The organism is Haloarcula onubensis, assembly GCF_031624605.1.
Lineage (GTDB): Archaea > Halobacteriota > Halobacteria > Halobacteriales > Haloarculaceae > Haloarcula > Haloarcula onubensis.
Genome location: NZ_JAMQOS010000005.1, coordinates 69,306 through 89,953, shown reverse-complemented (window position 1 = coordinate 89,953; position 20,648 = coordinate 69,306). Strand labels below are relative to the sequence as shown.

Sequence of the window (20,648 nt, the reverse complement as noted above, 5' to 3'; positions counted from 1 at the left end):
TCGAAGCGCGTAAGACACCACCGGGTATCATAGCAACCATGACCTCCGACGCCGCCGAGACGCACAAGAACGCCGAGCAAGACGTCATCGCGGTCGACCCCGACGACGAGCCACAGGGGCTGGTCAACCGGCTGGAGGCCCACACCGGCGACGGCATCCGCCACCGGGCTTTCACCGCGCTACTGTTCGACGGGGACGGCAACATATTGCTGGCCCAGCGCGCGGCCGACAAGCGCCTCTGGGACACCTGCTGGGACGGCACCGTCGCCTCCCATCCCGTCGAGGGCCAGACACAGGTCGAGGCGACCGAGGAGCGCCTCGAAGAGGAACTGGGCATCACCCCGGACCAGTACGACGACCTCCGGGTGACCGACCGCTTCGAGTACAAGCGCTACTACGAGAACGCCGGCCTGGAGTGGGAGGTCTGTGCGGTCCTGCAGGCGACGCTGACCGACACGACGCTCGACCCGAACCCCGAGGAGGTCGACGGCCTCATGTGGGTCCCCTACGACCGACTGGACGAGCATCCGGAGTACTACCGGCAACTGCGGCTCTGCCCGTGGTTCGAAATCGCGATGCGCCGGGACGAGGAGCGGTAGGGCCTCAGGCGGCCGGCGGGTCGTCCGTCGGCGAGTCGTCCGTCGACGAATCGTCCGTCTTCGGGTCCGTCATCGGCGAGTCGTCCGTCTGTAGCCCGTCGGAGTGCCGTTCGGCGGTGGCCGGCGGCCTCGCCGCCGGGAGTTCTATCTCGACGGTCGTCCCCGGCCCGTCGGCAAAGGAGAGCGTGCCGCCGACGTTGCGTACCACCCACTTCACGAGCCAGAGCCCGACCCCGGAGCCGTGCTGGAGCGGCGTCTCCTCGCCGGCCAGGATGACGGCCCGCTCGTGGGCGGCGATGCCGGGCCCGTCGTCGCTGACACGGACGACGACCCCGTCGTCTCGGACGGTCACCTCGATGTCCACGGTCACCGGAGGGTCGCCGTGTTCGACAGCGTCCTGCCGAGCCTGCGAGGCGGGGCCCGTGGAGCTGTGCTCCACGGCGTCATCGGAACGCTTCGCGTTCTGATTGCCTGTCGAGCTATGCTCGACAGCGTTGTCGAGCAGTTCCTCGAACGCGAGCGTCAGCGCCGGCGACCCCTCGACCCAGCACACCTCGGGACAGGAAAGCGCGATGTCGGCGACGGGGTGGCGCTCGCGGGCCTCGGTGACGACCGCCGCCAGCAGTTCCGGGAGCCGGAGCGGTCTGGCGCGCTCGCTCTCGAGGGCCTCGGAGACGCGGCCTATCTTGTTGCTCCGGTCGACGATGTCGTCGACGGTCCGGACGATGCGGTCGATGCGGTCCCGCTGGGCCGGGTCGACGCTGTCCGCCAGCAGGTCGGCGTTGCCCCGGACCACGTTCATCTCGTTGCGGATGTCGTGTCTGAGCAGCCTGTTGAGCACGTCGATGCGCTGTTCGCGCTGGCGGCGGTCCGTCACGTCCCGGAGGCTGACGAGGTGGCCCGAGACCACGCCGTAGGAGCGATACAGCGGCGTAATCCGGACGTCGTAGTACCGGACCGCACCGTCGCGTTCCAGCCGGGTGTCCGTCTGGGCGCGCTCGCCAGCGTCGGGGACCGTCGCGGCCAGGTCGGGCAGTTCGTCGGCCAGTGCCCGCCCCGAGAGCGCGTCGGGGGGCGCCGAGAAAAACACCGTCGCGGCGGCGTTGACGTCGACGATACGGCCGGCGCCGTCGACGATGATGACCGCGTCGTCCATCTCGGCGAACACCGCCTCCCGGCCCAGGTCGCGGGTGACCGGGGCGACGTCTAACAGTTGGCCGCGCAACAGCGCCCCCGAGAGGACGACGCCGGAGACGACGTAGCCCAGACTCGTCGGGTCGAACCGTGCGGGGACGAGGTCGAACGCGTGGATGGCGTGGCCGACCGTCGGGACGGTGATGGCGACTAGCAAGGCGAGCACCTGGCCCTGGAACCGGTCGTTCGTCCGCAGCATCGTCCGGATGAGGAGGACGCCGCCGGCCAGTATCAACACGAGCATGTACGCGAGATGGCCCCAGCGGGCCAGCCCCCAGACCGGGACCAGCGTGGAGGTCCCCGCGGCGGCCGCGACCCCGAGGCTGCGAAAGACCAGTCGGTGGGCGCCGTTGGACCACACCAGCGTGACGAAGACGGCGGGTTCGACAAGCAAGAGCGCGACCCGCTTTCTGGTGAGCCAGTACGGGTGGCCGGTGTACTCCACGACCGTCACGAGCCACGCGACGGGGACGACGACCGACAGCGTTAGCTGCGTCTGGAGCAGTCGCTCCATCAGCACCACGTCGGGGACGGCGAGTTCGAGGCCGTGAGCGACGGCCCAGAGGCTCGCCGCGACGACGAACGCCGCCAGCGGCCCGGCGCCCGGGCGGTCGCGATGGAGCCAGACCAGCACGGCGACACCCATCCCGACCACGGCGGCCAGCAGGACCACCGCGAGGGACCAGGGGACCATTTGCTTCGACCGTGGATAGACGCCGGTATAAACGTTCGCGGCCGAGTATCGACTCCGATACTACGACCGGCGCGAGCGCAGCGCCGACCACACCGCGACGGCCCCCAGCAGGAACGCCGGCACCAGCGGCAGCGCCAGGTAGGCGGCCCGGAGCGTCAGGCCGAGCGACCTGACGAACCCCTGTGCGGCCGGCAAGAGGAGGATGGCGAGCGGGATGACGAGAAAGCCGAGGACGACCATCGCCACGAGCACCCACCCCTCCGCGCCGAACTCCTCGCTGGTCTCGGCCTGCTGGGGCGGTTCGCCGCTGGGTCGGTGGACGTAGCCGTCGTCACCGTCGTCGTCGCTACCCATCGAACCCACCCGCCCGCCCGGCCGAGCAGTCGAGCGAGCGACGCCCGTTCCCCCGGCGTCGCGGCCGCGGAGCGTGCCGTCGGGTCCGGACAGCCACATGAACTGCCTGCATACCTGTCCGTCGGGCGAGCGGGCGCAAAACACTGGCGGTCGGCCGCTCGTGGGACTGGCGGAGCGTCTTTCCGGCCAGCGCTGGCCGCGCGGGTCGTCGCGCCGGGACACCAGTCCTCTCAGGCGTCTATCAGCGGCTTCGGCCGACTGATTTCGAGATGGCTGACACGGTGTCCGTGTTCGTCCTCGTGGAACTCGCGTTGCCCTGTCGCGTCCCCCGCCGTCGTGTACAGTCCTTCGAACGGACACTCGTGACACACCACGTGATACACCCCACTCATATGCGAACTGTCCGCACATCTCGGCATAAATTTTCCGGGCTGTCTTCAGGAACAGAATGTCTCCTCACGGGGCTCACACGGGGGAACCATTTAGCGGGCGTGGGACGTTGTACCGCCATGGTCGATTTCCAGTCCCGCGACACGCGCCGCGGCCCCACCACGGACGACGAGTCGGAGGCCGGGTCGGCATCGTCGGACGCCGCGGCGTCGGGCGAGACCGACGACGCCGAGGCGGCCGGCGCCACGGGGGACGCATCCGAGGGGAACGGGTCGGAGAGAGCCGGGGACACGACGGCCGAGGAGACGGTCGGTGAGCCAGCAGACGGGCCGGACCCGCTGGCCGAGGAGCGCGGGTCGGCGGCCGATTCGGATCCCGTGGAGAGCGAAGCGGGGGCCGAGGACCCCCTGGCGGTGGACCCGGCGGACGAGGGCGCGACAGTGAGCACAGACGAGACGGTCGAGGGGAACAACAGTGACCCGCTCGCGGACCCGGACGAGGCGGGCGACGAGGGTAGCAGTGACCCGCTGGGAGACGCCGGTGAGGCGGGCGCGAACCCGGCCGACGAAGCGGTCGCGGCGACGGGGTCCGAGCAGTCGGCGGCCGAACCGCCGGCGTCGGCGCCGGCCGCGCCGAGTCGCGCCGTCGACGTGGCCGTGGTCACGGTGGCGGGCGACCGGGCCTCGCTCGAAGACACCGTGGCCGGGGCCTTCGAGACGGCCGGGCACGCGGTCGTGCGCCGAGAGCGCCTGCGGGGCGGCTACGACGGGGTCCAGCAGATGGTCGAGACGCTGGTCGGACAGGCGGGCGTCGACGTCGTCGTCACCGTCGGCGGCGTCGGGCTGGCGGCCGACGAACTGACCATCGAGGCGGTCCACCCCCTGCTTGAGAAGGCGCTGCCGGGCTTTGGCGAGGCGTTTCGCTCGCTGCTGGCCGACCACATCGGCACCGGCATCGTCGGCGTCCGGTCGGCGGCCGGCGTCAGCGACGGGACGCTCGTCTTCTGTCTCCCCGGTGACGCCGACGCGGCGGGGCTGGCGGTCAGGGAGATTCTGGCCACCGAAGCGCCGGTACTCCTCGACCAACTCGACGGCTGAGCCACTCGGCGCGTGAGACGCCCGGCGACACTGCCGTTATGCCGCTGGCGGCCCAACCGACGGTATGGAACACATCGAGGTCCAGGGGGCGTCGGTCCCCGCGCTCGGCCTGGGCACCTGGCAGTTGACCGGGCCGACGTGTACAGAGACGGTCCGGACGGCGCTGGAACTGGGCTATCGTCACGTCGACACCGCACAGGCCTACGGCAACGAGCGCCAGGTCGGCCTGGGTATCGAGGCCGCCGACGTGGACCGCGAGGACGTCTTCCTCGTGACGAAACTCGACGGCTCCAACCGGGACCCGAAGAGCGTTCGGCGGTCGACCCGCGAGAGCCTGAACAAACTCGGGACCGACTACCTGGACTGCCTGCTCATCCACTGGCCAAACACCCCCTGGATGGCGCCGCTGTCGGAGACCGTCGGCGCGATGAACGACCTCGTCGACGACGGCGTCGTCGACCACATCGGCGTCAGCAACTTCTCGCCCGCACGCCTGGACCGCGCCCGCGACCTCTCCGAGGCCCCCATCCTCACCGACCAGGTCCAGTATCATCCCTACTGGGACCAGCGGCAACTGCTCGACTACTGTCGCATCCACGACGTCCTCCTGACGGCCTACAGCCCGCTGGCCCGCGGCGGCGTCCTCTCGGACCCCGCGCTGGTCACCATCGGCAACCGCTACGGCAAGTCCCCCGCCCAGGTCGCGCTGCGCTGGCTGGTCCAGCAAGACGGCGTCGCGGCCATCCCGAAGGCGTCCAGTCGCGACCACCTGGAAGCGAACATGGCCGTCTTCGACTTCGAGTTGACCGACGACGAGATGGACTGGATTCGCAACCCCTCGAAGACCAAGACCGGAATCGACTTCGTCCGGTCACAGCTCCCGTTCTGAGCGGGCGGCGCTCGGCTTCCGAGCGAATTTTCCACGCCGAGACCGAACGCCCGGTATGGTCACCCCGCTCGCCGACGACGTCTGGTGGTACGACCTCACTGGAACCAACGCCTATCTCGTCGACGACGGCGCCCTGGCGCTGGTCGACACCGGCACGCGCTTTCACGCCAGCGAACTCATCGGCGGCCTGCGTGACGCGGGCTTCGAACTCCGGGACCTCGACCGAATCCTGCTGACCCACTACGACATGGACCACGTCGGCGGGCTCTCCGCGTTCGACGGCGTCGAGTTGACTGTCTACGTCGGCAGCGACGACGCCCCGTTCGTGACCGGCGAGGCGAAACCGCCGCTGTCGAACCACAAGGGACTCGTCCAGCGACTCGGCGGGCCGCTCAGTTCGCCGCCCGACAACCCGGTCGAACCGCTCGAAGACGGCGATACCGTCGGCTCGTTCACCGTCTACGAGACGCCGGGCCACACGCCGGGCCACGTCTGTTACGTCAGTGAGGCGCTGTCGACCGGATTCCTGGGCGACCTCGTCGTCGAACGCGGTGACGGCCGCTTCCACCCGTCGCCGTGGCTGCTGAGCTACGACACCGAGGCCGTCGCGCGGAGCGTCCGCTCGCTGGTCGAGCGCGCGCCCGCCTTCGACGTGGCCGCGATGGGCCACGGCGTGCCGTTCGAGCGGGGCGGAAGCGAGCGGCTGGCGGACGTCGTAGAGAGGCTCTAAAAGGGGCGCGCGACCTACAGTTCTTCTGCGACCGCGTCGGGCCCGAGCAGTTCGGGGTCGACGACGAGGTCGGTCTGGCGGCTGGCGAAGTCGGGCAGCGAGCCCTCGGCGTAGACGACGACGCGCAGGTCGGGGTTGAGGTCCTTCGCGACCACGATGGAGGTGGCCTGTGCCATCTCCGTCAGCAGGTACACCGCGGCGTCGTGGACGCCGGCCTCCTCCAGTCCGGGGCGGTTGCCGACGTCGGCGACCGTAACGGTGTGGCCCTCCGCTTCCAGCGCCTCGCGCATCCGTTCGGGGTCGTCCCCGACGAGGACGACGTTCATTCGTACTCGATGGTCGCGGGCGGTTTGTGCGTCACGTCGTAGACGACGCGAGCGACGTTCTCGTGGGCGCCGGTGATACGGGACTGCATCCGCTGGAGGGTGTCCCAGTCGAGTTCCTGTGCGCGGGCGGTCATCCCGTCACGCGATTCGACGGAGCGGACGGCGACGACCCAGCCGTGGACGCGGTTGTCGCCCTTGACGCCGGTGGCCTTGCCGATGACGGCGGCCAGGGCCTGCCACGGTTCGTACTCCTCTAACTCCTCCTCGACGACGTGGTTGGCCTCGCGGGCCACCGCCAGTTTCTCCTCGGTGACCTCGCCGATGATGCGCACCGCGAGGCCGGGACCGGGGAACGGCATCCGCTCGGAGATTATCTCCTCTAAGTCGAGCGCGCGGGCGACTTCCCGCACTTCGTCCTTGTACAAATCGCGCATCGGTTCGACGATGCCGTCGAAGTCGATGCGCTCGGGGAGCCCGCCGACGTTGTGGTGGCTCTTTATTGTGCCCTCGCTCTCGATGCGGTCGGGGTAGATGGTCCCCTGGACGAGGTAGTCGGCGTCGACCTCCCTGGCGACCTGTTCGAACTCCCGGATGAACTGCTCGCCGATGATGTGCCGTTTCTCCTCGGGGTCGGTCTCGCCTTCGAGTTCGGCGAGGAAGCGGTCTTTCGCGTCGACGACGCGCAGCGACTCCATGTAGTCGAAGGTGTCTCGAATCTCGTCGGTCTCGCCTTTCCGCATGAGGCCGGTGTCGACGTACACCGCCGTTAGCTGGTCACCGATGGCCTCGTAGGCCAGCGCCGCCGCCGTCGAGGAGTCGACGCCGCCGGAGAGCCCGATGACGGCGTTCTTCTCGCCGACCTCGTCGGCTATCTCCTCGATTTTCTCGTCGATGAACGACTCGACGTCGACCATCAGTAGCTCACCTCCCTGGTCTCCGCGTCGGCGGACTCGCTGGGCTCGTCGTCGACGACTGCCTCCAGCAGGCCGACGAAGGGCGGACTCGCCCTCGTGGGCCGTGAGCGGAACTCGGGGTGGAACTGCGTCCCGATGAAGTAGGGGTGTTCCTCGCGGTCGAGTTCGAGTATCTCCATGCGGTTGGCCGAGCGGCCGGAGAAGGTCAGCCCGGCGGCTTCGAGTTCGTCGAAGTACTCCGGGTTGACCTCGTAGCGGTGGCGGTGGCGTTCGGTACAGGAGTCGCCGCCGTAGAGGTCGGCCGCCAGCGTCCCCGGCTCGATGTCGGTCTCGTGGGCGCCCAGGCGCATCGTCCCGCCCATGTCCTCGATTTCGTACTGCTCGGGGAGGATGTCGATGACGGGGTGGGGCGTGTCCGCGTCGAGTTCCGCCGAGTGGGCGCCCTCCAGGCCGAGGACGTTCCGGGCGTACTCGATGACCGCGAGCTGGAAGCCCAGACACAGGCCCAGATACGGGACGTCGTTCTCGCGGGCGTAGCGGATGGCGTCTATCTTCCCCTGGGTGCCCCGCGTCCCGAAGCCCCCGGGGACGACGATGGCGTCGGCCTCGCGCATCCGCTCGGCGTGGTGGTCGGGCATCTTCTCGGAGTTGACCCAGTCGACGTTGACCTCGACGTTCTTCTCCAGCCCGGCGTGTTTCAGCGCCTCGTGGACGGACATGTAGGCGTCTTCGAGGTCGTACTTCCCGACGAGAGCCACGTCGACCTCGCCCTCGGTCTGCTGGGTGACCAGTTCCCGCCAGCGGTTCTCCCGCTCGGTCTCGGGCAGGGCCTCGTCGGCGATGTTCAGTCGCTCCATGACGTACTGGTCCAGCCCCTCCTCCTCGACCATCAGCGGGACGTGGTAGATGTCGTCCACGTCGGGGTTCGAGAAGACGGCCTCGGTCGGCACGTCACAGAACAGGGCAATCTTCTCTTTCGTGTCGATGTCGAGTTTGTCCGAGCAACGCCCGACGAGCACGTCGGGCTGGAGGCCGATGCTCCGGAGTTCCTTCACGGAGTGTTGCGTGGGCTTTGTCTTCTGTTCGCCGTTTTTCGAGTACGGGACGAGCGTGACGTGGGTAAAGAGGATGTCCTCCTCGTCTTCCTCGTGAGCGAACTGGCGCAGAGCCTCGAGGAACGGCATCCCCTCGATGTCGCCGACGGTGCCGCCGACTTCGATGATACAGACGTCGTTACCCTCGGCGGCCTCCCGGATGCGCCGTTTGATGTCGTCGGTGATGTGCGGGATAATCTGGACCGTGCGGCCCAGATAGTCCCCGGCGCGTTCCTTCTCGATGACGTGCTGGTAGGTCTTGCCCGTCGTGACGTTGTGGTCGAAGGTCATGTCGATGTCGAGGAACCGCTCGTAGTTCCCCAGGTCGAGGTCGACCTCCCCGCCGTCTTTCAGCACGTACACCTCGCCGTGCTGGAAGGGGTTCATGGTACCGGCGTCGACGTTGAGATACGGGTCTATCTTGACCGCGGTCACGTCGAACCCGGCGTTCTTGAGAAGGCGGCCCGTGCTGGCGGCGGTGATGCCCTTGCCCAGTCCTGACATCACGCCGCCGGTGACGAAGATGAACTTGCGACCCAGTTCCGGGTCGTAGTCCGTTTCGGGTTCGGTCGGCATACTGTCGGTGGCTCCCGTGCCCTCAAAACGGTTTCGGAGCGCGCCATCTTCGCCAGCGAGTGGCACTGTCGGGCGGGCGCTACTTCACTCGCTTGCGGCCCGCCGGTCCCAGCACTCGCGAGAGCAGCCCCGGCTTCTTCTGGGGGTCGAACCGGAGATACGCGAGCAACACCTCTGCGCGGTCGGTCAGGCGCACCGTCTTCTCGCGGGCGTCGTGGACCAGCACGTCCGCATCGACCAGTCGCGGGATGTGTGTCTGGTGCAGAGAGACGTAGACGGTCTTTCGCTGGCTCGCCGCCGCCTGTTCGCCGTGTTCGTCGGCCGCGAGCTCGTTCGTGATGTCACCGACGGTCGCTTCACCGCCCAGCCGGTCGACGACCCGGAGCAGTTCGCGTCGGCGGCGCGTCGAGAGCAGCGTGAAGATACGGTCTTCGGACAGTTCCACCCCGTCGGCCGATTGCGCTTTCGAGCTTGTATCCACAGAAGCACCTCGTCTATAGTATTTTCCCCGGCATAATCAGCGTTGACTCCAGATTATTTCCCGTTACTCCCAGCACACCGGTGAAAATCGCCCTCTCAGTTGACACGCGTCAACGTCCGCGTGACCGCGACCAGCGCCGCCAGCGCCAGCGACGAGAACACGGCGTCCGCCGTCGAGGCGCCGATGGCGAGAAACAGCGTCAGACCGGCCAGAAAGCCGGCCGCGAGGGAGACCGCCCCGTGGCTCACTCGCTCGACGGGCAGGGAACTGGCGGTAGACATATACGCATATTGGGAGGTATATAGCATAAATATACGCCCGGCAGTCGCCGTGTCGTCGACCGTCTCAGTTCACGACGGGCTGTGAGATAATCCACAGCGAGCAGACGGTGTAGCCGACCATGACCGCCACGAGCGGGAGGTGTGCCCGGCGGGCCTCGGCCGGGCCGTACCGGTCGACGGCGACCAGGTGGGCGGCGGCGACGGCGACGAGGTGTCCCCCGACGACGAGTGCGACCTGCGAGGCCCAGAACACGCCCGTGGAGAGGCCGGCCACCGGGGCGACGGTGACCGCCTCCGCCGTCAGTAGCACCCCCAGCGTCCCGAGGTTCCGGAGGACGAACGGGTAGACGTGGGCCACCTCGTAGGCGGCGGCGATGGGGAGCAGGGACGCGGCGAAGGCCGCGGCCGGTCGGCGGCCGCCACCGACCCGGCCGACGACCGCGACGGCGGCCCGATAGCTCATCAGGAACAGGCCGAAGCCGCCGAGGTACAGTCCGACCGCGGCCGCCGTCGGACCGGTCGGCACTGCGACCACCGCCGACTGGAACGGGGCCGTCTCGGTCAGGCCGTCGAAGCTGACGGTGTAGAGCGCGAGCACGACGAACGCGACCGTCGAGGCGCCCGTCACCGGCCGCGTGCAGGCGACCCAGGGAGTGCGGAGCGCGAGCCGGTACCCCCCGTCCGCGGCCGTCACCGAGAGCGGCGCGACCCGACCCAGCTGGCGATATAACACCGCGAAGACGTCGGCGTGGCGGAGCCACGCCGGCCCGTAGGCGAGCGCGCCCAGCAACATCGCGAGCGCGTAGCCCGCCACCACCACCGCGGTGAGTCGCGGCGACCGGGGCAGCGTCGTCAGGTTCTCGACGAGACCCACCAGTAGCGCGAAGCCGACGACGGCGGGCCACTCGCCCAGTCGGTCCGGATAGGCGCCGAGGAGGCGAGGCGGAGTCCCTTCGAGGCGCGAGACGGCGGCGTAGAGCGTGCCCCACGGAGAGAGGACCCCCCAGGGGCTCCCGACGAGCACGGCGAGCAGGCCGAGCCCCTTCAGCCAGACAGGCCAGAACAGCACCGTCGCGACGTTCTCCGCGGCGACCTGTGGCCCGGCCAGTCCGGTCGCCAGGACGGCCACCAGGGCGAACAGCCCCAGCACGCGGCCCACGTTTCGGAGGGCCTGTCCGGCCCAGAACGGCACCGTGACCGTTCTGGCCCCGTGCCGGTCGGTCCGGTCGGCCCCGCCGACTGCCAGCCAGCCGGCGGTGACGGCGACCGTCCCGCCGGCGCCGACGTACAGCAGCCACAGCGGGATGGGTGCCTCGAAGCCGCCGCCGACCGCCCCGTGTGCGCTGGCGATACCCGCCGAGACGACCAGCCACCACGCCGCGACCGCCGCCGCGCTCGCCCGGACCCAGCGACCGTACATACCGCACCTGGGCCGTGGGCGCCGAAGTACGTACCGCTCTCGACCGGGATGGCTGACCTTATCCGCGCCGCTGCCCGAGAGTGAGTATGCGACCGCGAACGGCGCTCACGGCGGCGCTTTGCTGTAGTCTGCTCGCCGGGGTCGTCGTCGCGGGACTGGCCGCCGGCGGCGGGACGCTCACGCAGACCTGGAGCAGTGACACCGCCCGCGACAACGAGGTGAACCACCACTCGGTCGGCGTCGGGCCGGGCGGCGACGTGGTGGTCGCGCCGGTCGCGGCGGTCCCGAACGCGGAGCCGATCGGCCCCACCTCCTGCTCGCTCGTCAGGCTCCGGCCCAGCGACGGCGCGGTGACGTGGCGCTGGAGCGTGCCCGCCGCGGACTGTTTCACCCACGCGCTCACCCAGCCCGCTATCGCCGACATCGACGGGGACGGCGGCCTGGAGGTCGCCGTCGGGACGACGCTCGACGCGCTGGTCGTCCTCGACGCGGCGACGGGCGGCGAGGAGTGGCGACTGCCGCTGTCGACGTACGGCTACGGCCAACCGGCGGTCGGGAACCTCAGCGGCGACGCCCGACCGGAGGTGGTCGTCAGCGACATCGACGGGGCGCTCGTGGTCGCCCGCGGTAACGGCTCGGTGGCGTGGCGCGCCGACGCGAACATGACCGTGTGGGCGCGGCCGCGACTGGTCGATGTCGACGGCGACGGCCGGCGGGAGGTCGTGCTCGGCGGGGACGACGGCGTGGTCGTCTACGGCGCCGACGGGACCGAGCGCTGGCGGAGCGAGACGCGAGCCAAGACGCTGGCGGTCGGCGACGACGGGACGGTGCTGGCCGGGGACACGGGACAACTCGTCGCCGCCGACGGCGCGACCGGCGAGCGGGTATGGCAGCGGAGCGTCGACGGGACACCGCGAATGCACGACGTCGGCGACGCCGACGGCGACGGCGAACCGGAACTGTACGCGACCGTCGCCGGGCGCGTGATGGCGGTCGAGACGGCCGACGGCGAGCGCGACTGGGTGACCGACCTCGGCGGTAGCGAACGCCAGTCCTCGTTCGCGCCCGTACTCGGCGACGTGGACGGCGACGGCGCGACGGACGTGATAGCCGTCGCCAACGACGGCACCGTGGCCGTCCTCGACGGGGCGACCGGCGCCGAGCGGGCGGCGTTCGAGCGGTCCGTTCCCATCTGGACGTTCGCCACGGCGAGCGACCTCGACGGCGACGGCGACGACGAGATACTCGTCCAGTACGGCGACGGCCGCGTCGTGGCGCTCGACTGGACCGAACGCGGGACCCTGGAGCCTACAGCCGGTCGCTGAGGAAGGCGCCGACGGCCCGGCCGAGCCGGTGGAACTGCCCGGCGAAGCCGTGCCCGCTCGGGAGCCTCACCACCGCCTGGCCCAGCGCCGCAGCGCGGTCGGCGACCGGTTCCCAGTCGACGGTGGTGTCGCGCTCGCCCACGACGACCTGCAGCGGGCAGTCGACGGCGGCGAGCGTGTCGACGGCCTCGCCCGGCGGCGCCAGGGCCGAACAGGCATCGGGCGGGTCGGCAGCGGCGGCCGCCCGCAGGGCCACTCCGGCGCCGAAGCTGTAGCCGAACAGCCCGACGGTATCGAAGCGGCCCCTGGCCCACGCGAGGGCGCGCTCGGCGTCGCCGGTACAGAGTGCCGGGCCCCGCTGGTCGTCCCACTCGCCGTAGTCGAAGCGGAGACAGGCCACGTCGGGGGCCAGCGCGTCGCTCACCGCCCGGAGACGCGGGTCCGAACGGGCGCCCCCGTGCCGGGGATGGGGCGGACAGGCCACGACGACGCTGTCGGCGTCGGGCGTATCGAGACGGCCGACGACCTCCCGGCCGCCGGCGACGACGACGGGGTCGCTCATAGCTCGACCGTCGGGCTCGAAGCGCGTGTAGCTGTCGCCGGGACCCACCCTATGAAAGAAGTTTAAGGTCAGAGACCCGAACTGTGGGGTATGGGAATCCTCTCGCGCGCATCGTACGTCATCAGGTCGAAGGTCAACGCCGTCCTGAACCGGTCGGAAGACCCGACCGAGACGCTCGACTACAGCTACGAACAGCTACGGGACGAACTACAGGACGTCAAGCAGGGCATCGCCGACCTGACGACCCAGAAGAAGCGCCTGGAGATTCAGAAGCGCCGGCTCGAGGAGAACGTCGAGAAACACAACGACCAGGCCCGCCAGGCCGTCAAGCAGGACCGCGACGACCTCGCGCGACAGGCCCTGGAGAAGAAAAAGCAGAAGATGAGCCAGATAGAGGAGCTGGACGGTCAGATAAGCCAGCTCCAGTCCCAGCAGGACCAGCTGGTCGAACAGAAAGACGAGCTCCAGCGCCAGATAGAGCAGTTCCGCACCAAAAAGGAGACGATGAAGGCCCGCCACGAGGCCGCCAAGGCCTCCGTCCGAGTCAACGAGGCCATGACGGGCGCGGGCGAGGAGATGGAGGACGTGAGCCGCGCCATCGAGCGCGCCGAGGAGCGCACCGAGGACATGGAGGCCCGCTCGCAGGCGATGGACGAACTCCGCGAGGACGGCGTTCTGGAGAACCAACTCGACGACCGCAGCCAGCTCGACAAGGAGCTAGAGGCGGTCCAGCAGGACGGCGAGATCGACGCCGAACTCGACACGCTGAAAGCCGAGATGGGGAAAGCCGACGAGCCGACGGCCGACAGCGCCGCCGACGAGTCGGTCGAGACCGACCTCGAACGGGAACTCGAAGACGACACCGTCGGCAGCGTCGACGACAGCGAGGTCGAGGCCGAACTGGACGAACTGAAAGAGGACGAACAGTAGGCCGCCGGCGTCTCGGTTTTCCTCTGGTCGCCCTCGCTACTCCACGGCTCGCTGCGGTCGCCGCTTCGCTTCGAGATGTCTCACTCCGGTCGACATCTCGCTACTCCCACTCGACGTCCACAGACCGGTCCGTCTCCCGCAGGATGAACGGGCCGATGGAGAGGGTCCGTTTGGTTATCGTGACGATGCGGAGGATGTACGACAGCAGGAGGGTAAAGGGGAGCATCGACGCGGTTACGGCCGCCGCGACGATGAGCAGCGAGTTGGCGATGCCAAGCGTCAGCCCGGAGAAGTCCGCGGGGTTCAGGAAGAGCAGCGAGCAGATGGTCACCGCGAGCGCGGGAATCGAGACGTACAGCAGCGTCCGCGAGAGGTTCGACAGCTCCCACTGGAAGTACAGCGTCTTGAAGTGTTCGCGGGCCGGCCCGAACAGCTCCAGCGTCCGGTTGAGTCGGTCCAGTTGCTCCGCGACGTCGTCCGGAAGCTGGTCGGCGTAGCTCTCGTTGATGCGGCGGCCGGCGTAGAGCTTCCAGGAGTAGTTGTAGTTCAGCGCGGCCTTGAGCACGTCGAACTCGCCGAAGTTCGCGCCCTCCAGCTGTTCGGTGACGGTGTCTGCGTTACCGGTGATGGAGTCGAGATACGTCGACAGCAGGTCGGTCAGCTCCTCGCCGAGTTCGTCGGGGTCGAGCCCGTCCTGGATGTCCGCGGCCTGCTCGCCGGTCCCGCGGACGAGCGAGCGGAGGAACGCGGAGGGCTCGGCCGGGCTGATGGGCGTTCCGATGTTGTTGGCCACGTCGTCGCGGAACTCCATCGCGCCGGTCATCCGCTCTCGCTGGTCGCCGGCCGCGCCCAGCTCCTGGGAGAGGACGAGCTGTGAGAGGGTCAACACCAGGGTGACGGCGGTGATCATACCCGTGACGAGCGCCTGGAACAGCGTCTCTATCGGGTCGGCCACCGTCAACAGCGTCTGTGCCGGGACGGGGTGGGCGAGCCCGGCGGCGAGAATCGCCAAGAACAGGACCCCAGAGAGGATGCCAGCGACGAGCCACCGGTTCGCGTCCAGCAGGAGATAGAGCAGCCACGAGGCTCGACCGGCCCGCTCTCGCATCGTATCGCCCGGCTGGTCGGCGTCGCTCATACGGAGATGACACGCCCGAGACACAAAAGGGCGCGTTCGTGCGGCGCGATACCACGGCGGCGGTCTCCGCGGACGAGAGTGTCGACCGCGGCTATCGCCCGGCCAGGAACGTGACGGCGGTGCGCTGCTGGTCGACCTCGGTTTCGAGGTGGTCACGGAACTCGTCTATGCCGACGTCTTTCTCCTCGCGCTCCGTCCGGTCGCGGACCGAGATGGTCCCCGCGTCCTCCTCGTCGTCCCCGATGACGAGCATGTAGGGCACCCGGTCGTCGTGGGCGACCTGAATCTTCTTGCCGACGGTCCAGGAGCGGTCCTCGATTTCGACGCGGAAGTCGCCGAGTTCGGCGGCGACGTCCTCACAATAGGGGATGTTGTCGTCGGAGACGGGGAGGATGCGGACCTGTTCGGGGGCGAGCCACGGCGGGAACTTCCCGTTGTAGTGCTCGGTCAGCACCATGAAGAAGCGCTCGTAGCTGCCATACAGCGCGCGGTGAATCATCACCGGGCGGTGGTCCTCGTTGTCCTCGCCGGTGTAGGTGAGGTCGAACCGCTCGGGCATGTTGAAGTCCAGTTGGACCGTGGGGCCGTCCCAGTTGCGACCCAGGGCGTCCTCGAAGGCGAAGTCTATCTTCGGGCCGTAGAAGGCCCCGTCGCCCGCCTCGACCACGTAGTCGATGTCCTGCTCGTCGAGGACGGACTCGAGTTGGGTCTCGGCTTTCTCCCAGATTTCGTCGCTGCCGACGCTCTTCTCCGGTCGGGTCGCGAACTGGACGGTGTAGTCGAGGCTGAACGTGTCGAGCGTGTCGAGGATGATGTCGACCGTCGCCAGCACTTCCTGCTCTATCTGGTCCGGGCGGACGAACAGGTGGCCGTCGTCGATGGTAAAGGCCCAGGTCCGGGAGAGTCCGGAGAGTTCGCCGCGCTGTTCCTTGCGATAGACCTTCCCGTCCTCGAAGTACCGCACCGGGAGGTCCCGGTAGGACCACGACTTCTGGTCGAAGATGGTCGCGTGGCCGGGGCAGTTCATCGGCTTGAGGCCGTACTCCTCGTCGTTGACGTCCAGCAGGAACATATCGTCGACGTAGTTGTCGTAGTGGCCCGACTTCTTCCACAGTTCCGTGCGGAAGACGTGGGGCGTCTCGACCTCGTCGTAGCCGGCCGCCTGGTTCAGCCCCGCGGCGTAGTCCGACAGTTCGTTGAGTACCTTCTTGCCGTTTGGCTCGTACAGCGGGAGCCCGGGTCCGGTGGTGTCGTCGATGGAGAACAGGTCCATCTCCTGGCCGATTTTCCGGTGGTCCCGCTCCTGGGCCTCCTCGCGCATCTCGAGGTACTCTTCGAGGCCGTCCTCGGTCGGGAAGGCGGTGCCGTAGACGCGGGTCAGCGTCTCGTTGTCCTCCTCGCCGCGCCAGAACGACGCCGAAATCTCCAGCAGCGCGAAGCCGCCGATTTCGCCCGTCGACTCGACGTGGGGCCCCTGACAGAGGTCGTAGAAGTCGTCCTGCTGGTAGAACGAGACCGGGTCCTCGTCGGCGGCCTCCGTCTCGAGGATGTCCTGCTTGAACGGGTTGTCCTCGTAGCGGTCGAACGCCGCTTCCCGGGGAACTTCCTCGCGAACGATGTCGTAGTCGGCCTCGATGATGTCCTGGGCCTCGGCCTCGATGTCCGCCAAATCGTCCTCGTCTAGGTCGACGCCGGTGACGTCGTAGTAGAAGCCGTCGTCGGTCCACGGTCCGATGGTCAGCGTCGCCTCGGGGAACTCCCGCTGGAGCGCCTGGGCGAAGACGTGGGCGGCCGAGTGACGCAACACGTCGACGTACTCGTCGCTCTGTGGTGTGACGATGACGAGTTCGATGTCCTCCGTGAGAGGGGTGTGCTTGTCCACCAGGTCGCCGTCCACGACGCCCGCGACGGTGTCCGAACCGAGCCCCGGCCCGATTTCGTAGGCGACGTCCTCGACCGTGCTGCCTGCGTCCACCGAGAGCGTGGACCCGTCCGGCAGAGTGACCGTGACCGTACTCATACCCGTGGCTACGACAGCGGCCGGGGATAAGTGTATTGAGATGCTGGCGGTCTCGCGTGAACGCGAGAGCAGACTGGCGAGGACAGCGAGTCGTCGGTGGTCCGCGGGTCGCGAAGCGAGCCTCGGAAACGCACTACCGCTGTGGAAGCAGCGCGGGTTCCTCGGCGTCGGGGTCGTCCGGCTCGGCGTCCGCCGACTCGACGTCGGTGGCCGCGGTGGGTGTAAGCGGTGTCATTCGTCGCAGGGGTTCGAACCGCGTCGGCTCGCCCGACGCCAGGTCGTCCAGACGGTCCTCGACGCTGCGGACGGCGTCGCCGTCGTGGTGTGGCGTGACACACCGGAGGTCGCCGTCGCGGTACTCCGCCAGCACCAGTGCGGGGAGACGGAGCGCCCGGTATCGCGTGTCGGTCAGCGAGTCGTCGACCTGTCGCACCTCCATCGCGGGCGCGAGCGAGCAGTCGTTTCGCTTGGCCCACTCCTGAAAGGCAGCCAGTCGGGTGACGAGGCGCTCGCCGACCGCGGTCCGGGTCTCGGTGACCGACGCGGGTATCTGGTGGCCACACACCTGGACATCCCGCTCCCCGACGAGGCCGCGCTCGACGAGGTCGGCGACCCGCTCCAGCGTGGCCGCCTGCTGCTGGCTGTACCCCTCTGGCAGTAGCGACCGGAGGTACAGTTCCGCCCGGTCAGCCACCGGCTCTCGCTCCCCTTGCATGGTATTAACTAGCAATGTTTGCCGGGAGCAAAAGTTTGTGGCATGATACCCGAGGCCGACCGACGGGAGGCCTCGACAGAACGGCGAGCGGAGCGAGCCGTGGAGTAGCGAGATGTGAGCGGAGCGAACACCTCGTGGCGAACGGAGTGAGGCGGAAGAAAGCAAGGCCGCCCACCGCCACGGGGCGTGTGACGTGCCAACAGGGAGTACTATGTACCGTGGGGACGCAGTCCCACGGGATGTACGACAACGTACTGGTCGCGACCGACGGGAGTTCCGGGACGACGGAGACGCTCGCCCACGCCGTCTCTATCGCCCGCGACAACGACGCGGTGTTGCACGGCCTCTACGTCGTCGACCGACGCCTGGTGCTGGCCGCGGAGAAGGACACGCAGGACGACGTGCGCCAGTCCCTGGAGGAAGAGGGCGACGTGGCGCTGGACGACATCTCGGTCGGCGGGGAGGAAGCCGGCCTCCCCGTCGAGACGCGCATGACGGAGGGCATTCCGCACAAGGCCATCGTGGACTACGCCGAATCGGCGGACGTCGACCTCGTGGTGATGGGGACCCACGGGCGCACCGGCCGCGACCGGGTGGCCAACCTGGGAAGCGTCACCGAGTGCGTCGTCGAGAGTTCGCCCGTCCCCGTCCTCGTGGTCCACATCGACTGAGACGGGTTCTCCGAGCGAGTTCCCGGGCCGCGCCGACTCCGGGGTCGGCGGTGTCCGGAACTGTTCTACGACGAGCCCCACGACCGAATTTCAGGAGTGATACTGTTGGCATCAGTGATTTATGGGGTGGTTGCCAACTCCGGGCAGATAGCTATATGTCCGTTCCGACCGGCAGTGAGACGCTCGACAGTATCCTCGACGGCGGACTCCCCGAGGGCCGGACGGTTCTGGTCACCGGCGGGCCGGGAACGGGGAAATCGACGTTGGCCATGCAGTTCCTCGCCGAGGGGCTGTCTCGCGGCGAGGACTGTCTGTTCATCAGCACCGAACAGACCTTCGACGAACTGAACGACGCCTTCGCCGACTTCGCGTTCGACCTCGACCACGAGAACCTGACGGTCACGTCGCTGCACGCGACCCCCGGACAGACAGTCGAGGGCGGCGACGAACGCGAACTCACGCTCGAGACCCTCGACGGTGGGCAGATGCTGGGCGGGGACTACTCCGCGCCGTTCGAGGCGACGTACATCACGCAGTACCTCGAACGGTTCGCGCCGGCCGACCGGGTCGTGCTCGACTCCGTCTCGGGCCTCTCCGTAATCGGGGACGACCAGGACGTGTTCCGGCGGACGCTGCTCGATTTCATGCGCCTCCTGAACGACGAGTTCGACGCGACGGCCCTGTTCACCGCCGAGGAGTCCCAACCCGACCTGAACCGGGCCGACGTCAAGACCGTCGCCGCGAGCGACGCCGTCCAGTTCAACACCCACGGCGTGCTCCGACTCTGGCGGGAGAACGTCGGCGGCGACTACCATCGCTTCGTCGAGGTGGTGAAGATGCGCGGCGTCGACCACGACACGCGCGTCCACGAGATATCGTTCACCCACGACGGGCTCCGCATCTCGCCGCGACTGCGGACCCACCCCGGGGAGTTCGTCCCGTCGGACCACATGTCGACCGGCATCCCCGGTCTCGACCGGCTGATGGGCGGCGGTATCGTCAAGGGCGGGACCCTGCTGCTGGAACACGACGGCAACGCCAGCCCTCACTCCATCCTGACGAACCTACTGTCCCGAGCCCACGAGGAGGGGTACGCCATCACGATGGTGCCCCCGGTCGAACTGCCGCCCAAGCGGCTCCGGGCCATCATCGACGAACGCATCGGCGACATGGAGCAGCTGCTCGCGAACGACGACCTGTTCCTGGTGGACTTCGCCAACATCTGGGAGAACACCAAGCGCAACGTGTTCAAACCGCAGGAGCACGACACCGACAACCCCGCGGCGGTGTTCCGGACCATCGACGACCGCCGGGGCGAGCGGCCGATGTTCAGCGTCCTCAACGTCGAGGCCCAGCTCCCGATGCTGACGGACGACGAGCTCCGCCAGATTCGGTTCTGGGAGGAAGAGAACCTCTACCGGCCCGAGGACACCTCGCTGTACCTGTTCAACCCCGCGACGCTCGACGACGAACTCGCGGCGTTCTACGAGAACGGCGCCTGGCAGACCCTGGAGACGTGGGTGACCGACAAGGGGCTGCAGTATCTCGAACTCCAGAAGTCACCCAGCGGATTTATGGGATCGACCCGCCTCGTCGAGTACATCGAAGCAGAACCCTACATGCGAATCCAGCAGCCACCGGGCGCCGGCAGCACTCGCTCGGCCGACGACGGAGGCCCCTGATGCCGCTCGACAGTCCGACCCCGGGGACGAACGTCATCGTGATGGCCCCGTCGCTGAGCGACGAGAAGCGGCGAACCTGTCTGGACCTGCAGGCCGCCGGTTCGCTCGACCGCCTCGACGTGCTGTACGTCACCTACTCTGGTACGCCCGCAGACCTCACGGACCGGTGGCGCGACCACCACGGCGACCTGCCGGCCCGGATGGGCATCGTCGTCGTCGGCGACCAGCCCGGTCAGGCGCCGGGCGGCGATAGCGTCCCCGAGAACGTCTTCGTCACGACGGCGAACCCGAACGACATCACGGGGCTGGGGATGCGACTCAACAACTACCTCAACGACCGCGACGGGGACAGCCAGCTCGTCGTCTGCTTCGACTCGATGACGGAGATGCTGCAGTTCGCCGAGCTCCAGCCGGTCTTTAAGTTCCTCCACATGTTCGCCGGCCAGCTCCGGGACGCCGACGCCGCCGCCCACTTCCATCTCGACCCCGGCGCACACGACGACCGGACCATCAACCGGCTGAAACCGCTGTTCGACGACGCCGTCGACCTGCGCTGACAGTTTCAC

At 68.4% G+C, this 20,648-nt stretch carries 22 protein-coding genes; 9 read left to right on the top strand and 13 right to left on the bottom strand.

Features of this window, described 5'->3' with window-relative positions; translation table 11 throughout:
- The first annotated feature begins 38 nt into the window (after positions 1-38).
- Positions 39-599, top strand: coding sequence for an NUDIX hydrolase (locus NDI86_RS15015; RefSeq protein ID WP_310901255.1), 561 nt, complete (start codon positions 39-41; stop codon positions 597-599).
- 4 nt (positions 600-603) lie between these two features.
- Here the strand turns inward: NDI86_RS15015 and NDI86_RS15010 are convergent, their stop codons facing one another.
- The 3 genes from NDI86_RS15010 to NDI86_RS15000 form a co-directional block, all read right to left on the bottom strand.
- On the bottom strand, positions 604-2,487 hold the full coding sequence (locus tag NDI86_RS15010; RefSeq protein WP_310901254.1) for a histidine kinase N-terminal 7TM domain-containing protein: 1,884 nt from the start codon (positions 2,485-2,487) through the stop codon (positions 604-606).
- A gap of 60 nt (positions 2,488-2,547) precedes the next feature.
- The gene (locus tag NDI86_RS15005) at positions 2,548-2,940 is read right to left on the bottom strand and encodes a DUF7977 family protein (protein ID WP_310901253.1); all 393 of its coding nucleotides are present in this window, start codon (positions 2,938-2,940) and stop codon (positions 2,548-2,550) included.
- 131 nt (positions 2,941-3,071) lie between these two features.
- Positions 3,072-3,233, bottom strand: a complete 162-nt coding sequence (locus NDI86_RS15000; RefSeq protein ID WP_310901252.1) for a hypothetical protein — start codon at positions 3,231-3,233, stop codon at positions 3,072-3,074.
- Between the two features lie 117 nt (positions 3,234-3,350).
- Here NDI86_RS15000 and NDI86_RS14995 point away from each other — a divergent pair, with 117 nt between their 5' ends.
- The 3 genes from NDI86_RS14995 (at position 3,351) to NDI86_RS14985 (ending at position 5,947) form a co-directional block, all read left to right on the top strand.
- Entirely contained in the window at positions 3,351-4,328 is a 978-nt protein-coding gene (locus tag NDI86_RS14995; protein WP_310901251.1) for a molybdopterin-binding protein, read from the top strand.
- Positions 4,329-4,392: 64 nt separating this feature from the next.
- Positions 4,393-5,217 (top strand): aldo/keto reductase, encoded by an 825-nt coding sequence (locus tag NDI86_RS14990; protein ID WP_310901250.1) that lies wholly within the window; start codon positions 4,393-4,395, stop codon positions 5,215-5,217.
- A gap of 55 nt (positions 5,218-5,272) precedes the next feature.
- Positions 5,273-5,947 (top strand): MBL fold metallo-hydrolase, encoded by a 675-nt coding sequence (locus tag NDI86_RS14985; protein WP_310901249.1) that lies wholly within the window; start codon positions 5,273-5,275, stop codon positions 5,945-5,947.
- Positions 5,948-5,961: 14 nt separating this feature from the next.
- Here the strand turns inward: NDI86_RS14985 and NDI86_RS14980 are convergent, their stop codons facing one another.
- From NDI86_RS14980 to NDI86_RS14955, 6 genes are all read right to left on the bottom strand, one after another.
- Positions 5,962-6,273: a DUF7126 family protein gene (locus NDI86_RS14980; RefSeq protein ID WP_310901248.1), complete on the bottom strand. Its 312-nt coding sequence runs from the start codon at positions 6,271-6,273 to the stop codon at positions 5,962-5,964.
- Positions 6,270-7,187 carry a glutamine-hydrolyzing GMP synthase gene (gene guaA, locus NDI86_RS14975; protein ID WP_310901247.1) on the bottom strand — a complete coding sequence of 306 codons (918 nt, stop codon included), beginning with the start codon at positions 7,185-7,187 and terminating at the stop codon, positions 6,270-6,272. The genes NDI86_RS14980 and guaA overlap by 4 nt, the downstream gene beginning before the upstream one ends.
- Positions 7,187-8,857 (bottom strand): glutamine hydrolyzing CTP synthase, encoded by a 1,671-nt coding sequence (gene pyrG, locus NDI86_RS14970; RefSeq protein WP_310901246.1) that lies wholly within the window; start codon positions 8,855-8,857, stop codon positions 7,187-7,189. Before pyrG ends, guaA begins: the two co-directional genes overlap by 1 nt.
- Before the next feature lie 79 nt (positions 8,858-8,936).
- On the bottom strand, positions 8,937-9,338 hold the full coding sequence (locus NDI86_RS14965; protein ID WP_310901245.1) for a DUF7344 domain-containing protein: 402 nt from the start codon (positions 9,336-9,338) through the stop codon (positions 8,937-8,939).
- Positions 9,339-9,433: 95 nt separating this feature from the next.
- Entirely contained in the window at positions 9,434-9,619 is a 186-nt protein-coding gene (locus NDI86_RS14960; protein WP_310901244.1) for a hypothetical protein, read from the bottom strand.
- A 64-nt stretch (positions 9,620-9,683) separates the two neighbouring features.
- Positions 9,684-11,039, bottom strand: a complete 1,356-nt coding sequence (locus tag NDI86_RS14955) for a hypothetical protein (RefSeq protein WP_310901243.1) — start codon at positions 11,037-11,039, stop codon at positions 9,684-9,686.
- An 86-nt stretch (positions 11,040-11,125) separates the two neighbouring features.
- Here NDI86_RS14955 and NDI86_RS14950 point away from each other — a divergent pair, with 86 nt between their 5' ends.
- Positions 11,126-12,364: an FG-GAP-like repeat-containing protein gene (locus tag NDI86_RS14950; RefSeq protein WP_310901242.1), complete on the top strand. Its 1,239-nt coding sequence runs from the start codon at positions 11,126-11,128 to the stop codon at positions 12,362-12,364.
- Here NDI86_RS14950 and NDI86_RS14945 read toward each other — a convergent pair.
- Entirely contained in the window at positions 12,348-12,926 is a 579-nt protein-coding gene (locus NDI86_RS14945; protein ID WP_310901241.1) for an alpha/beta hydrolase, read from the bottom strand. The two genes, NDI86_RS14950 and NDI86_RS14945, sit on opposite strands and share 17 nt — an antisense overlap.
- Before the next feature lie 90 nt (positions 12,927-13,016).
- Here NDI86_RS14945 and NDI86_RS14940 point away from each other — a divergent pair, with 90 nt between their 5' ends.
- Entirely contained in the window at positions 13,017-13,856 is an 840-nt protein-coding gene (locus NDI86_RS14940) for a PspA/IM30 family protein (protein ID WP_310901240.1), read from the top strand.
- A 100-nt stretch (positions 13,857-13,956) separates the two neighbouring features.
- On the opposite strand, the gene NDI86_RS14935 is transcribed toward NDI86_RS14940, so the two are convergent.
- The 3 genes from NDI86_RS14935 to NDI86_RS14925 form a co-directional block, all read right to left on the bottom strand.
- Positions 13,957-14,994 carry a DUF7972 family membrane protein gene (locus NDI86_RS14935; protein WP_310901239.1) on the bottom strand — a complete coding sequence of 346 codons (1,038 nt, stop codon included), beginning with the start codon at positions 14,992-14,994 and terminating at the stop codon, positions 13,957-13,959.
- A gap of 91 nt (positions 14,995-15,085) precedes the next feature.
- Positions 15,086-17,014, bottom strand: coding sequence for a threonine--tRNA ligase (gene thrS, locus NDI86_RS14930; RefSeq protein ID WP_310901238.1), 1,929 nt, complete (start codon positions 17,012-17,014; stop codon positions 15,086-15,088).
- Between the two features lie 133 nt (positions 17,015-17,147).
- The gene (locus NDI86_RS14925) at positions 17,148-17,729 is read right to left on the bottom strand and encodes an HTH domain-containing protein (RefSeq protein ID WP_310901237.1); all 582 of its coding nucleotides are present in this window, start codon (positions 17,727-17,729) and stop codon (positions 17,148-17,150) included.
- A gap of 239 nt (positions 17,730-17,968) precedes the next feature.
- Here NDI86_RS14925 and NDI86_RS14920 point away from each other — a divergent pair, with 239 nt between their 5' ends.
- The 3 genes from NDI86_RS14920 to NDI86_RS14910 all read left to right on the top strand — a co-directional run bounded on the left by NDI86_RS14920 (position 17,969) and on the right by NDI86_RS14910 (position 20,639).
- The gene (locus tag NDI86_RS14920) at positions 17,969-18,400 is read left to right on the top strand and encodes a universal stress protein (protein ID WP_310901561.1); all 432 of its coding nucleotides are present in this window, start codon (positions 17,969-17,971) and stop codon (positions 18,398-18,400) included.
- A 155-nt stretch (positions 18,401-18,555) separates the two neighbouring features.
- The gene (locus NDI86_RS14915; protein ID WP_310901236.1) at positions 18,556-20,082 is read left to right on the top strand and encodes an ATPase domain-containing protein; all 1,527 of its coding nucleotides are present in this window, start codon (positions 18,556-18,558) and stop codon (positions 20,080-20,082) included.
- Positions 20,082-20,639, top strand: a complete 558-nt coding sequence (locus tag NDI86_RS14910) for a DUF7504 family protein (RefSeq protein ID WP_310901235.1) — start codon at positions 20,082-20,084, stop codon at positions 20,637-20,639. The genes NDI86_RS14915 and NDI86_RS14910 overlap by 1 nt, the downstream gene beginning before the upstream one ends.
- The last annotated feature ends 9 nt before the right edge of the window (positions 20,640-20,648 follow it).